This window comes from Sphingobium tyrosinilyticum, from assembly GCF_042654265.1.
Classification (GTDB): Bacteria; Pseudomonadota; Alphaproteobacteria; order Sphingomonadales; family Sphingomonadaceae; genus Sphingobium; species Sphingobium tyrosinilyticum.
The window spans coordinates 322,300-334,252 of record NZ_JBHSFZ010000064.1 but is presented as its reverse complement, the minus strand read 5'-3'; the positions used below and the strand labels follow the sequence as shown (position 1 = coordinate 334,252).

Below are 11,953 nucleotides of genomic sequence, written 5' to 3'. Positions count from 1 at the left end.
CAGGCCGTCGTTCAGCCCGGCCTGGCGACCCCCTCCAGGAGATAATGCCTGACGGCGGCAACCTGTTCCAAAGAGAATGCGGCCAGCGTCGCCCTGGGCGGGCCGACCAGAATGCCAGCGCCGCCCAATGCGGCGGCGGCGGCGAAGCCTTCCTCATCCGTGACGTCGTCGCCGATGAAGACCGGCCGCCCGCCTGCCATGGGTGCGCGGGCCATCAAAACATGCACCGCGCTGCCCTTGTCCGCGCCGCCGGGGCGTAACTCAAAGAGCATCTTGCCCGGTTGAAGGGCGAGGCCCAGCTTGTCCGCAAGGTCGCTCGCCAGTTCGCCCGCCTGTGCACCCCATTGGGGAGCGCCGCGGAAATGGAGACCCACGCTGATCGACTTGCGTTCGACGAGCAGGCCGGGCTTGCCGTCTGCGAAGGCGTGAAAGGCGGCTTCCGCATCGTCCACGGCGGGGCGGCGGGGGGGCGCTTCGACGCCTTCGCCCGGATGAGCGAATTCCAGGCCGTGGGTGCCAGCCAACAGGAAGTTCGCGAAACCCAGGTCGCGCAGGGTTGCGATCGATCGGCCGCTGACGATCGCCAGCCGCCCGCCCAAGGCGTCGCGCAGTTCGCCGAGCAGGGTGAGCAAGTCTGTATCCACCACAACGCCGTCCGGCGTGTCGGCGATCGGCGCCAAGGTGCCGTCGAAGTCGAGGAATAGGGAAGCCCCCGTCAGCAGCGAAGCAGGCGGAGGGGGCAGGTGGGGCAGGGGAGCGAGGCGGGATTCGGACACGCGCGCAAAGTGGCGCGGTTCGCCGAATGTGCAAGCCCTGGAAAATAGCCTGGACGATTTTTTCCGCCCTCACCCATCCCCGTAAACTCCGTTTCCGTTTTTCGGCGGCGCTGCTATTCCGATCGCGATGACCGATTTTCGCGACCCGTTCGACGCTATCAAGGATCACCCGTTCGACGATGCGCTGTCTCAGCGCTATCTCGTCTATGCCCTTTCCACCATCACCGCGCGATCGCTCCCCGACCTGCGGGATGGGTTGAAGCCGGTGCACCGGCGGCTGCTATGGGCGATGCGGCTTCTGCGGATGGAGCCGGGGGGCGCATCACCTGATGTGCTGGTCGCCAATCCGGCGCGCAACACCACCAGCTACAAGAAGTGCGCGCGCGTCGTCGGCGACGTCATCGGTAAATATCACCCGCATGGCGACACATCAGTATATGACGCGATGGTGCGCCTGGCGCAGGATTTTTCGCTGCGCACGCCGCTGGTCGATGGGCAGGGCAATTTCGGCAATATCGATGGCGATAACGCTGCGGCCATGCGCTATACCGAGGCGAGGCTGACGCAGGCTGCTGCCGACCTGATGGCGGGGCTGGACGAGGGCACCGTCGATTTCCGCCCGACCTATAATGGCGAGGACGAGGAGCCGGAGGTTTTCCCCGGCCTCTTCCCCAATCTGCTGGCCAATGGCGCGAGCGGCATTGCAGTCGGCATGGCGACCAGCATCCCGCCGCATAATGTAGCCGAATTGATTGATGCGGCGGGTCTGCTGATCGACAATCCGGAAGCAGAGCATGCCGAGCTGATGCAGATCGTGCGCGGACCGGACTTTCCCACGGGCGGCGTGCTGGTGGACAGCGCTTCCATCATTTCAGAGGCTTATGCGACGGGGCGCGGATCTTTTCGCACCCGCGCACGCTGGCACAAGGAAGATGGCGGGCGGGGCACCTGGGTCGCGGTGGTCACGCAAATCCCGTTCCAGGTCCAGAAGTCGAAGCTGATCGAACAGATCGCGGTGCTCATCAATGACAAGAAGTTGCCGATCCTAGCCGATGTGCGGGACGAGAGCGACGCGGAGATCCGCATCGTTATCGAGCCGCGCGCGAGGACGGTCGATCCTGATGTGTTGATGGACAGTCTTTTCCGGCTGACGGACCTGGAAAACCGCTTTCCGCTGAACCTCAACGTGCTGGACGCTGCGCGGACGCCGCGCGTGCTGGGGCTGAAACCGGTGCTGGTCGAGTGGCTGAAGCATCAGATCGATGTGCTGGTGCGGCGCGCACGGCACCGGCTGGACAAGATCGCGGCGCGAATGGAGCTGCTGGACGGCTATATCATCGCCTATCTCAACCTCGACCGGGTGATCGAGATCATCCGCACGGAGGATGAGCCCAAGGCGCTGATGATGGAGGAGTTTCAGCTCAACGACCGGCAGGCCGAAGCCATCCTGAACATGCGGCTGCGATCCTTGCGCAAGCTGGAGGAGATGGAGTTGCGGCGCGAGCATGGCGAGCTGCTGAAAGAGCGCGACGAACTGACCAAGCTGGTCGAAAGTCCAACGCGGCAGCGCACGCGCCTGAAGAAAGACCTGGCCGAGCTGCGCAAGCGCTATTCGCCTGAAAGCGAGATCGGCAGGCGGCGCACGCTGGTCGAGGAGGCTGCGCCCGCGCGCGAAATTCCGCTGGAGGCGATGATTGAGCGTGAACCCATCACGGTGATTCTGTCGGAACGCGGCTGGATCCGCGCGATGAGCGGACACCGCGACCTGGCAGCGGCCGACACGCTGAAGTTCAAGGAAGGCGATGGGCCGAAGATCGCTTTCCATGCGCAGACGACGGACAAGCTGCTGCTTGCCACGTCGAGTGGCCGCATCTTCACGCTCGGCGCGGACAGGCTACCGGGCGGACGGGGTTTTGGCGATCCGGTTCGGTCGCTGGTCGATATGGATGACCAAGGCGATATCGTAACCTTGTTCCCGGCCAAGACTGGCGGCGAACTGCTGCTGGCGGCGTCGGACGGGCGGGGCTTCGTCGCGGCGGTGGCCGATGTGATCGCCGAAACGCGCAAGGGCAAGCAGGTGGTGAATGTGCGGCCGGGCGCTCGCCTGACGGTGGTGCACAAGATTGCGACGGAGGCAGACAGCGTCGCCGTGGTGGGCGAAAACCGCAAGTTGCTGGTCTTCCCGCTTGTCGAGATGCCGCGCATGGCGCGCGGCCAGGGCATCCAGATGCAACGCTATCGTGATGGCGGACTGTCGGATGCCGTGGCGTTCCGCATGAGCGATGGTCTAAGCTGGGCGATGGGCGGCGACCGCGGACGAACGCGAACCGAGGCGGACATGTCGCCTTGGCGCGTGGCTCGTGGGGCAGCCGGGCGGATGCCGCCGGTCGGCTTCCCGCGAGACAATCGTTTTTGAACGATCGCGTAACAATCCGCATATCCGGTTGAAAACAGGGACGTCGTTTCCTGAAAATTTACCACTGGTGCCTAGTGCGGGGGTATGAAGTCCGCTCCCGTGCGTATTCGGCCAGGTCAAAAGCCGAAAGAAGACCTCCTCGCGAGGTTCACACGCACGCATCTGCGCTGCCTGGCGGAGATGGAACATTGGCTGGAGGCCATGCCTCAAGCTGCGGCAATGTTATGCTATAAAGACAGCAACTTGTCTCTCGTTGCTGTGAACCAGCCTTTCTATAAAACCTTCCTTGCGGCCTTCGATCCGGAGGATGAGCCGCCCTATTATGATGATTGGCGCAAGCGGATCATCGACATGGCGCTGTCGGGAAACAACTCTTCCCTTTTTGAGTTGCGCCGCGACGGACCGCTGGGGCCTGAATATTTCTGCTGCACAGCGGGGTTGCTGCCATCCATGGACGATGGAGCGAACCTGATCCTTTTCACGGCGCTCGATCGAACCAGCGACCGGGTAACTGAAAAGAATCTGCGGCGTGAATTGTTGTCTGACGGGTTGACTGCCTTGCCCAATCGGACGGGTTTTGGCGAAGAGATTGATGACCGGCTGCAGAATGCGCCTTGGCCGGAAAATGCGCAGTTTGGGATTATTGCCATCGATCTCAGCCGGTTCAGCCGCGTCAACGAATCGCTCGGTCCTTTGGCGGGCGACGAACTGCTCATCACCGTCGCCAAGCGTTTGAAGTCGAATTTGCGTCAGGGCGATGTGCTGGCACGCATCGGCGGAAATGATTTTGCGATTTTTGCTAGACTGAACAATGGACTATCTGACTGTCTTCATATTGTTCAGAGGGTCAGGGATTCGCTGAGTTCGCCCATTCGGTTGAGCGATCTGCAAATCCGCGTGGATTGTGCGGTCGGCTGCGCCCTATCAACGAGCCTTGGGGACGATCCCGACGATGTCGTGCGCAAGGCGCAGGCCGCGGTGAAGATCGCCAAGCGCAGTGGCAAGGTTGAAATCTATCGCAACGGCGTCCTTAAGGAGGCGCAGCGGCGCTTTTCCATCGAAAGCCGGCTGCGAACGGCGCTGTCCCAAGGCGAATTGACGCTCGCTTATCAGCCGCTGATTCATCTGCAGACCGGCGAGATTACTGGTTTTGAAGCGCTAGCCCGCTGGAATGATCCGGACCTTGGGCATGTATCGCCGGTGGAGTTCATCGCCGTGGCCGAGGAAAGTGGGCTCATCACGCCGCTCGGCCGCTGGGCTGCTTATGAGGCGGCGCAGGCGCTCAGCCGCTGGGATGGGAAATTCGGCCAGCCTGTTCCCGTGGGCGTCAACGTCAACCTGTCGCCCATTCAGATGGCACGGGATGATGTGGCTTCGATGTTTGAGGAAGCGCTGCGCTATTCGGGCATTTCGGGTAACCGGCTGACCGCCGAATTGACCGAGAGCGCCATCATCGTCGATCCGGACAAGGCGCGGAAACTGCTGGTTGCGCTCAAGGATTTGCAGATGCCGATCGCGATGGACGATTTCGGCACCGGCTATTCCAACCTAGCGAGCCTGCACAGCCTGCCGATCGATATATTGAAGATCGACCGCAGCTTCGTATCGGGCATGCTGGAGGACAAGGACAAGCAGGCGATCGTGCGCACGATCCTGTCGCTGGCGGACTCGCTGAACCTGCACGTTACGGCCGAAGGGGTAGAGACGCAGGAGTTGGCCCACGCGCTGCAATCCATGGGCTGCGGCAATGGCCAGGGCTTCTATTTCGCGCGGCCGATGCCGGAAAATGACGCGTTCGACTATTGGCGGGCGCGTTGGAATTTCGAAACGGTCTGATCTGCGATCTGGCTAACCCGATCCGCATCGGGAAAGCCTTCCTCCACCCACAGACGCTGCACTTCGCCTAAGGCTTTGGCCACATCCGGTCCCGGGGGCAACCCGCGAGCGATCAGCGCGCCCCCGCCTATCGGAAGCTGCGGAGGGGCCCAGCCCTGCAGTGGTTGGATATGTTCCAGTGGAGCAGCCGGGTCGAGCAGGATGCGGTCGATTGCGCTTTCCACACCTATGTCGAAAGCCAACGCCTGAGGCGAACTGGTGGCACCGCTGGTGTCGAGCGCCAGGACCAGGCGTTTGCGGGCCTTGTTCGACAATTTGAGCCGCGCACCGACGAGATCGGCGGTGCGAGGGTCTGGCGGCAGCAAGGCGGCAAGGCGGCGGAGGGGCGCAGATTGCACCCCGGCGGCGGCTTCGCGGGCGATCAATTGCTCGACACGGGAGAGGCCCTCTGCATCGATCTCGGGCACCACGGGGACAAGTATCCCGCCGTCGATCATCAGGCGAAGGGACATGATCGGCGAGGGCAGGGCGAGCAGCTTGAGCAATTCGTCGGCAATGCGCTCGCGCGACAGGGCCATCAGGCTGTTGGCGGCGGCACGGCAAGCGGCGAGGGCTTCGTCATCTGGCAAGTCCCGGCCGAAGCGCGCGAGAAAACGGAAATAGCGCAAGATACGCAGATGATCTTCGGCGATGCGCGCGGCGGCGCTGCCGATGAAGCGCACGTGGCCTGCTTCCAGGTCCGCTACGCCCCCGAAAAAATCCGTCACCTCATGGCTTATCGGGTCGGCATAGAGGGCGTTGATCGTGAAGTCGCGACGGGCGGCATCCTCGCGCCAATCCGCGGTATAGGCAATCGTGGCGCGGCGGCCGTCCGTGCTGACATCGCGGCGCAGGGTGGTGATTTCTACAGGCCATCCGGCAATGACGGCGGTAATGGTTCCGTGGTCGATGCCAGTCGGAACTGCCTTGATACCGCCGGCCTTCAAGCGGTCGACAACAGCCTGAGGCTCCAGCACTGTAGCGATGTCGAGATCACTGACGGGCAGGCCAAGCAGTCCGTCGCGCACCGCGCCGCCAACATAGCGGGCACAACCTTTTTCCGCCTCCAGCGCGGCGAGCAGGCCGTCCAGCCCCGGCCGGTGACGCCAGTCGGCATCAGGCAATAAGGCGGTCATAGCTGAGTCTCCGGGAAAGGTTGGCGAGGATCGCGGCGGTGATGCCCCAAATCCGGCGGCCGTTCCACATTATCTCATAATAGTGCCGTTCAAGACCCTGAAATTCAACGGCATGCTTGACGCGATTGGCCGGGTCCAGCGCATAGGAAAGCGGTACTTCGAACCAGTCCGCGACCTCGTCTGCCTGGGCGGTAAGCGGCAGGTCGGGCGGAATGACGCCGAGCACCGGCACCACGTCGAAGCCAGTGAAGGTGTGGTAGCGGTCGGACGTGCCGATGATATCGACCAGGTGCGGGGGCAGGCCGATTTCCTCCTGCGCTTCCCGCAACGCCCCGGCGATCTCGTCAGCGTCGCTGTCATCGACGCGGCCGCCCGGGAAGGCGATCTGTCCTGCATGCTTCCGTAAGGAAGCTGCGCGTTCGGTGAGGATGAGCCCTGGTTCCGGCCGGTCGGTGATTGCGACGAGCACCGCTGCGGGAGCGAGAACGATCTCCCCATCTATGCGTGGATCGCGTGTGTCCGACAGCATCAGGCCGACTTCGCGGCCATGACCTTCCGTCAACGCGATGCGCAGCCTGTCCGCCAGTGTCATGCCGATCCATCCAGCGCGAAAAACGCGCCGTTGCTCCACAGGCCGATCGGGTCGCTGCCTTCATCAAGGGCGAGGTTCATCAGCTCATAATAGACGCTACGGTTGACGAGCGCATCAAGCCCGCCCCGAACATGCAGATAGGGATGCGGACCATCGGGCGTTTCGCGGATCGAAAGCGGATGATCCGGGTCCGCCGATACTAGGTCGCCGCTGTTGAGACGGAATGCGAGCGCGCGGTCACGCCCCTTGCCCTCGCTTTTCAGTTCGACGGCGATGAAGGGGGCGTCCTCCACTTCGATCGAAAGCTTTTCTACCGGTGTTACAAGCACATATGAACCGTCATTCTCACGCCGCAAGATCGTAGAGAAGAGGCGCACCATGGCTTCGCGGCCGATCGGCGAGCCTTGATGATACCAAGTGCCGTCGCGGGCGATGCGCATCTCGCTGTCGCCGCAATGATCGGGGTTCCACTGCTCGACCGGTGGCAGCCGCTTTTCCGCCACCAGGCGAGCGACGTCGGTCAGAGATAGGCTGGAAAGATCAGGCGGCGGATCCATAGGCATGGCGTCGAGATAGGGTCGCCAGCGGCCGATGGCAAAAGGGAATTTAGGCGGGCGCAGTGATTCGGGGGCTGAGTATCCCTTCGCCGCCAATGGCGCGGCCATCGACTGACAATGCCAGGAGGCGGCGAGCCTCGAACGGGCCAGGACAGGTCCAGCCTGCGGTGGCTTCCGCCGAAAAGCCCCAAAAGCGGCCATAATATTCGGGATCGCCGATCATCATCAGCGGCTCGCTGCCAAGAGCGCGGGCCGTGGTGACGACAGTGTCCATCAGCGCGCGGCCATGGCCGGTGCCCTGCATGGCGGGGGACACTGCGACGGGACCAACCATGATGAGGGGCGTCTGCGACCCGTCCAAATGGGTGATAGCGACGGGCCAGCTCTGCAGCGAGCCGACAAGCTCGCCATGTTCATCGACTATGCCAAAGGATAGTTCGGGCAGCCATGGCATGCCGTCCCGTATCAGATAAGCGGTTCGGCCGTGGCGGTCAGGGCCGAAAGCGGCGTCGAGCAGCCGTTCGATCGCCTCTTCCGCCACGATGTTGAGGGGCACGATATGAGACACGTCTTGCCGATCCGCCGTCAATGGCGCATGGACCGCGCCGGGAGCGGCGGGCTTAGCGCCTGCTTCGCAAAATAAAAGTCTATTCTGGCGATCGCCAGCAGCAGGAAAGCCATGAAAAGCGGATTTGACGATTTTCTGACGCTGGAGGTCAATCATCTGGACGTCGATGTCCTGACCGGCATCTATTCGGAAGAAACGCACTTGCCGCAACCGCTGCGCATTTCCATTCGCGCGCGGTTGAAGGTTGCGGATCATTATGCGCTCGACACGCCGCTGTCGCGGTCGAAAAATTACATGGACCTGAAGCATGCCGCGACGGCAGCGCTGCCCGAGGGCCAGCATTTCACCCTGATCGAAGCGGTGGCCGACCATATCATCGAGACGATCTTCCTGCAGGACGACAAGGTGCTGCATGTCGAGGTGAAGATCATCAAATTGGCGCTGAGCGAGAAGGGCGAGGAGATCGGGATAACGCTGGGGCGCTGGCGGCGCTAAGGCTGCGGCCTCACGCCTTGATCAGGCCGATCTCCCGAAGCCGCTCCGTCAGATAATCATGTGCAGTGATCGGCGGGTCGCGGCGCGGATGCGCGGCGTCCACGCATTGCGGCAGCGGTTCGATGAGGAAATCCGGGCGCAAGTGCAGGAAGAAGGGCATGGAATAGCGCGCCACCCCGCGACGTTCAGGCGGGGGATTGACGACCCGGTGGCTGGTCGAGTGCAGGCGGTGGTTGGTGAGCCGCTGGAGCATGTCGCCGACATTGATGACAAGCGCGCCGGGTGGCGGCACGACCGGGAGCCAGTTGCCCTGCCGATCCTTCAGTTCAAGACCGCCTTCTTCCGCGCCGAGCAGCAGGGTGATGAGGTTGATATCCTCATGCGCGCCCGCACGAATTCCGGGCGCGTTCGGAGATACGGGTGGATAGTGGAGCAGCCGGAGGATCGAGTTGCCATTCTCTACGGCATCATCGAACCAGTTTTCCTCTAGTCCAAGATAGAGAGCGATGGCTGACAGGATGCGGGCGCCGAACCGATCGAACTCTGCGTAAAGTCGTCTGAAAACAGATTGAAATTGTTGTATTTCTCTGGGCCAGATATTGGCTGGCATGGTTGCGGTCAAAGGATCATCGGCAGGCAGGTCGCGGCCAACATGCCAAAATTCCTTGAGATCATTTTCGCTCGCGCCCTTCGCGATTTCCCGGCCAAAGGCCGTATAGCCGCGCTGCCCACCATTAGCCGCGGCGTCATAGCGCCGCTTCTGGTCGTCAGGCAGAGCGAAGAAAGTGCGGGCGAGCACCCAGCCTTCATCGACCAGGGCGGCGTCCATGCCATGATCCTTGACCATGGCGAAGCCGAATTGTCGGAAAGACTCGCCGATCGCCGATGCGAAATCCTCCTTCGCCATGCTGGTCAGCGATAGCAGGGGGACCTGTTCCAATGAAGCTTCCGGCACGTTTGCAGCATTCCTTCGGGGAAATGGCGTTCCGCGCATCCTTGATCGGCCCACGCGGCTGATGCAAGGAGGCGCGCATGAACTATTGGCTGATGAAATCGGAACCCGACGTCTTTTCTTATGACGATCTGGTCGAGAAGGGGAAGGCGGAGTGGGATGGCGTGCGCAACCATGCCGCGCAGCTGAATATGAAGGCGATGCGGAAGGGCGACTTGTCCCTCTTCTACCACAGCAATATCGGTATTGAGGCCGTGGGGGTCATGGAGATCGTCGAGGAAGCGGCGCCCGACAGTACCGATGAAACCGGCAAGTGGATCGCGGTGCATGTCGCGCCGAAGGAAAAGCTGGCCAAGCCCGTCACGCTGAAGGCGATGAAGGCTGATCCGGCGCTGGCGGACATGGTGATGCTGCGTCAGTCGCGCCTGTCGGTCTCTCCGCTGACGGAGGCGCAGTTCAAGCACATCATCGCGATGTCCAAAGTATGACAAGCCATTGATTGCGCGGAGCGCAACTGGCCAGCCGCTTTTTGCGATTGTCGGGCTGATGCACCCCTGCAAAGCTGCGATCAACAGAACAAGAAGACCCAGAGGTGTTTGATCGGCATTCACAAGGAGCACACCCATGCGAATGCTGTCTAAGATTGTACTCACCGGCGCCTTCGGCGCTGCTATCGCCGCCGTTGCGCCCGCCCATGCGGAAGAAGCCAAGCAGCGCTTCACCCATGAAGGTTATACCTATGTTTACGAGGTCAAGGACACGAAGACCGGCAAGCTGATCTCCGGCCGCCGCTATCCCGACGCCGTGGCGTTCAACCTGGCCGTAAAGAATGGCAAGGTCTCGGGGATCTCCGGTGGTCAACAGGTCACCTTCAAGGTGGAAGACGCGCGCGGCGCTTCGGCGAAGTAAGAGTTTAGTTCTTCTGGACAATGAAAAGGGCGGCTCCCAGCCGCCCTTTTTTATGACGAAAGATTAGCGGCAGCGGCGCTTGCTATCGATCGACTTGCCCAGAAGCGCGCCGCCTGCAGCACCCAGGATCGTGCCGGTCGCACGGTCGCCGCGGGTGTCGATTGCGCGGCCTACAAGCGCGCCGCCCACGCCACCGATGATGAGGCCGGTGGTCCCATCCGACTTGCGGCAATAGGTTCTCCCGTCACGGCCGCGCCATTCGCGATAGCGATAATGCTCGCGAGCGCTTACCCCATCGGTAGGGATCGCCATGGAAACCGGAATGGCCATCGAAAGGGCCGACAGAGCGATAATGGCTTTACGCATAAAATTCTCCTCCGAAACAATGATTTGGCTGTTGAACCCGTTAATAGTGGACGAGGTTGCATGAACCTACGGCAACGGGCTAATCGATTGAAAAATGAGGATTAAAAATGAAGTTAGGCAATGAGTGACCGGGGCGAGGACAGTGCAGGAGCATTGATCAAGGCGCTCGATCTCGCGCCGCATCCTGAGGGCGGCTGGTATCGCGAGACTTGGCGCGCAGAGGCTCATGCGGGTGAGCGTGCTGCAGGTACGGCGATCTATTTCCTGCTGGAGGCGCACCAGCGATCGCACTGGCACAAGGTCGATGCCGATGAACATTGGTTCTGGCATGGCGGCGCGCCGCTCCTATTGTCCGTTGCCGGTGATGACTGCGCGGTCGGACGGGTGACGCTGGGCTTCGACCTTATGGCGGGGCAATGCCCGCAGGGGATCGTCCCGGCGGGACATTGGCAAGCGGCGGAGCCCTTGGGCGGATGGGTGCTGGTCAGCTGCACGGTCGTTCCCGCTTTCGAATTTTCCGGCTTCACCTTGGCGCCCCCCGGATGGACGCCCGACGAATCGCCCAACCCGTCGGGAAAGTGAAAAATTTGCCATCTATGGACATGTTAAAGCCAATCGACGTCGCGCGCCGGGCTCGCTAAGGGGAGTCGCAATGACGTGTTTCTGGTCGCCTTTCGCTCATGCATGACAAGCCCAAGCGCAGCCGGGCGATGGCTTTGCCCCATGGCGAATTCCGCACGCGCGCGACGGAATATCTGGATTTCCTGGCTGCCTGGGTGAAGAAGCCGCGCCAGACCGCTTCGGTCGTGCCGAGCAGCCGCTACCTCGCGCGCCTGATGGTGGGGCATATAGATCCGCTTGACGGCCGCGTCATGGAATTGGGCGGTGGCACGGGCGTGTTCACTCGCGCGATCCTGCAGACCGGACTGCCAGCCGAAAAGCTGGAAGTGGTCGAGATCAATCCTGCCTTTGCACGTGGGCTGCGAAGGCATTTCCCCCATGTGTCGGTGCTGGAAACCCCGGCGCAGATCGTCTCGACCGTCGCCGCTGGCGAGCCAGGCCAATATCAAGCGGTGGTGAGCGGCCTGCCGCTGCTGGCGATGGATCGCCATGTGCATGCGGATATCCTGTCCGAAGCCTTTCGCATGTTGCGGCCGGGGGGTAGCTTCATCCAGTTCACCTATTCGACGCGGCCGCCGGTCAGTCGAGATGTGCTGCACGCGTTGGACCTGGAAGTCGCGCGCGTCGGGCAGACGGTGCGCAATTTCCCGCCAGCCACTGTCTTCCGCTTTCACCGCCTTGGTGAATAGC

14 protein-coding genes are annotated in these 11,953 nt (G+C 62.0%); 7 read left to right on the top strand and 7 right to left on the bottom strand.

What is annotated here, in order from left to right; genetic code table 11:
• Positions 1-11 precede the first annotated feature (11 nt).
• Entirely contained in the window at positions 12-776 is a 765-nt protein-coding gene (gene otsB / locus ACFO3E_RS19135) for a trehalose-phosphatase (RefSeq protein WP_066527961.1), read from the bottom strand.
• A gap of 127 nt (positions 777-903) precedes the next feature.
• Here otsB and parC point away from each other — a divergent pair, with 127 nt between their 5' ends.
• Together parC and ACFO3E_RS19125 are read left to right on the top strand one after the other, a co-directional pair.
• Positions 904-3,192 carry a DNA topoisomerase IV subunit A gene (parC, locus tag ACFO3E_RS19130; RefSeq protein ID WP_066527963.1) on the top strand — a complete coding sequence of 763 codons (2,289 nt, stop codon included), beginning with the start codon at positions 904-906 and terminating at the stop codon, positions 3,190-3,192.
• Positions 3,193-3,372: 180 nt separating this feature from the next.
• Positions 3,373-5,028 carry a putative bifunctional diguanylate cyclase/phosphodiesterase gene (locus ACFO3E_RS19125; protein WP_380807192.1) on the top strand — a complete coding sequence of 552 codons (1,656 nt, stop codon included), beginning with the start codon at positions 3,373-3,375 and terminating at the stop codon, positions 5,026-5,028.
• Here the strand turns inward: ACFO3E_RS19125 and ACFO3E_RS19120 are convergent.
• Genes ACFO3E_RS19120 through ACFO3E_RS19105 form a run of 4 tightly spaced genes read right to left on the bottom strand, consistent with a single transcriptional unit; the run spans position 4,992 to position 7,920 of the window.
• Positions 4,992-6,203: a CCA tRNA nucleotidyltransferase gene (locus ACFO3E_RS19120; protein WP_066527970.1), complete on the bottom strand. Its 1,212-nt coding sequence runs from the start codon at positions 6,201-6,203 to the stop codon at positions 4,992-4,994. The genes ACFO3E_RS19125 and ACFO3E_RS19120 overlap by 37 nt on opposite strands.
• A complete protein-coding gene (locus ACFO3E_RS19115; RefSeq protein ID WP_066527972.1) occupies positions 6,184-6,795 on the bottom strand; it encodes a CoA pyrophosphatase in 612 nt (203 codons plus the stop codon). The genes ACFO3E_RS19120 and ACFO3E_RS19115 overlap by 20 nt, the downstream gene beginning before the upstream one ends.
• Positions 6,792-7,358, bottom strand: a complete 567-nt coding sequence (locus tag ACFO3E_RS19110) for a DUF1285 domain-containing protein (protein ID WP_066527974.1) — start codon at positions 7,356-7,358, stop codon at positions 6,792-6,794. The genes ACFO3E_RS19115 and ACFO3E_RS19110 overlap by 4 nt, the downstream gene beginning before the upstream one ends.
• Positions 7,359-7,401: 43 nt before the next feature.
• Positions 7,402-7,920, bottom strand: coding sequence for a GNAT family N-acetyltransferase (locus ACFO3E_RS19105; RefSeq protein WP_066527977.1), 519 nt, complete (start codon positions 7,918-7,920; stop codon positions 7,402-7,404).
• 111 nt (positions 7,921-8,031) lie between these two features.
• On the opposite strand from ACFO3E_RS19105, the gene ACFO3E_RS19100 reads away from it, so the two are divergent.
• Positions 8,032-8,415: a dihydroneopterin aldolase gene (locus ACFO3E_RS19100; RefSeq protein ID WP_066527982.1), complete on the top strand. Its 384-nt coding sequence runs from the start codon at positions 8,032-8,034 to the stop codon at positions 8,413-8,415.
• A gap of 10 nt (positions 8,416-8,425) precedes the next feature.
• Here ACFO3E_RS19100 and ACFO3E_RS19095 read toward each other — a convergent pair whose 3' ends face one another.
• Positions 8,426-9,409, bottom strand: a complete 984-nt coding sequence (locus ACFO3E_RS19095) for an isopenicillin N synthase family dioxygenase (protein ID WP_197486281.1) — start codon at positions 9,407-9,409, stop codon at positions 8,426-8,428.
• A gap of 38 nt (positions 9,410-9,447) precedes the next feature.
• Between ACFO3E_RS19095 and ACFO3E_RS19090 the strand changes: the two genes are divergently transcribed.
• Together ACFO3E_RS19090 and ACFO3E_RS19085 are read left to right on the top strand one after the other, a co-directional pair.
• Positions 9,448-9,855, top strand: a complete 408-nt coding sequence (locus ACFO3E_RS19090; RefSeq protein WP_066527988.1) for an EVE domain-containing protein — start codon at positions 9,448-9,450, stop codon at positions 9,853-9,855.
• Between the two features lie 136 nt (positions 9,856-9,991).
• On the top strand, positions 9,992-10,276 hold the full coding sequence (locus tag ACFO3E_RS19085; protein WP_380807001.1) for a hypothetical protein: 285 nt from the start codon (positions 9,992-9,994) through the stop codon (positions 10,274-10,276).
• A gap of 63 nt (positions 10,277-10,339) precedes the next feature.
• On the opposite strand, the gene ACFO3E_RS19080 is transcribed toward ACFO3E_RS19085, so the two are convergent.
• Entirely contained in the window at positions 10,340-10,642 is a 303-nt protein-coding gene (locus ACFO3E_RS19080; protein ID WP_066527998.1) for a glycine zipper 2TM domain-containing protein, read from the bottom strand.
• 120 nt (positions 10,643-10,762) lie between these two features.
• Between ACFO3E_RS19080 and ACFO3E_RS19075 the strand changes: the two genes are divergently transcribed.
• Together ACFO3E_RS19075 and ACFO3E_RS19070 are read left to right on the top strand one after the other, a co-directional pair.
• Entirely contained in the window at positions 10,763-11,224 is a 462-nt protein-coding gene (locus ACFO3E_RS19075) for a cupin domain-containing protein (protein WP_066528004.1), read from the top strand.
• A gap of 98 nt (positions 11,225-11,322) precedes the next feature.
• Positions 11,323-11,952: a class I SAM-dependent methyltransferase gene (locus ACFO3E_RS19070; RefSeq protein WP_066528006.1), complete on the top strand. Its 630-nt coding sequence runs from the start codon at positions 11,323-11,325 to the stop codon at positions 11,950-11,952.
• Position 11,953: the final 1 nt, after the last annotated feature.

What these genes read in the sequence shown, in the direction of transcription:
- parC (WP_066527963.1), top strand. Translation starts at nt 904, where the DNA reads ATGACCGATTTTCGCGACCCGTTCGACGCTATCAAGGATCACCCGTTC.
- ACFO3E_RS19125 (WP_380807192.1), top strand. Translation starts at nt 3,373, where the DNA reads ATGGAACATTGGCTGGAGGCCATGCCTCAAGCTGCGGCAATGTTATGC.
- ACFO3E_RS19120 (WP_066527970.1), bottom strand. Translation starts at nt 6,203, where the DNA reads ATGACCGCCTTATTGCCTGATGCCGACTGGCGTCACCGGCCGGGGCTG.
- ACFO3E_RS19115 (WP_066527972.1), bottom strand. Translation starts at nt 6,795, where the DNA reads ATGACACTGGCGGACAGGCTGCGCATCGCGTTGACGGAAGGTCATGGC.
- ACFO3E_RS19110 (WP_066527974.1), bottom strand. Translation starts at nt 7,358, where the DNA reads ATGCCTATGGATCCGCCGCCTGATCTTTCCAGCCTATCTCTGACCGAC.
- ACFO3E_RS19100 (WP_066527982.1), top strand. Translation starts at nt 8,032, where the DNA reads ATGAAAAGCGGATTTGACGATTTTCTGACGCTGGAGGTCAATCATCTG.
- ACFO3E_RS19095 (WP_197486281.1), bottom strand. Translation starts at nt 9,409, where the DNA reads ATGCGCGGAACGCCATTTCCCCGAAGGAATGCTGCAAACGTGCCGGAA.
- ACFO3E_RS19090 (WP_066527988.1), top strand. Translation starts at nt 9,448, where the DNA reads ATGAACTATTGGCTGATGAAATCGGAACCCGACGTCTTTTCTTATGAC.
- ACFO3E_RS19085 (WP_380807001.1), top strand. Translation starts at nt 9,992, where the DNA reads ATGCGAATGCTGTCTAAGATTGTACTCACCGGCGCCTTCGGCGCTGCT.
- ACFO3E_RS19080 (WP_066527998.1), bottom strand. Translation starts at nt 10,642, where the DNA reads ATGCGTAAAGCCATTATCGCTCTGTCGGCCCTTTCGATGGCCATTCCG.
- ACFO3E_RS19075 (WP_066528004.1), top strand. Translation starts at nt 10,763, where the DNA reads ATGAGTGACCGGGGCGAGGACAGTGCAGGAGCATTGATCAAGGCGCTC.
- ACFO3E_RS19070 (WP_066528006.1), top strand. Translation starts at nt 11,323, where the DNA reads ATGCATGACAAGCCCAAGCGCAGCCGGGCGATGGCTTTGCCCCATGGC.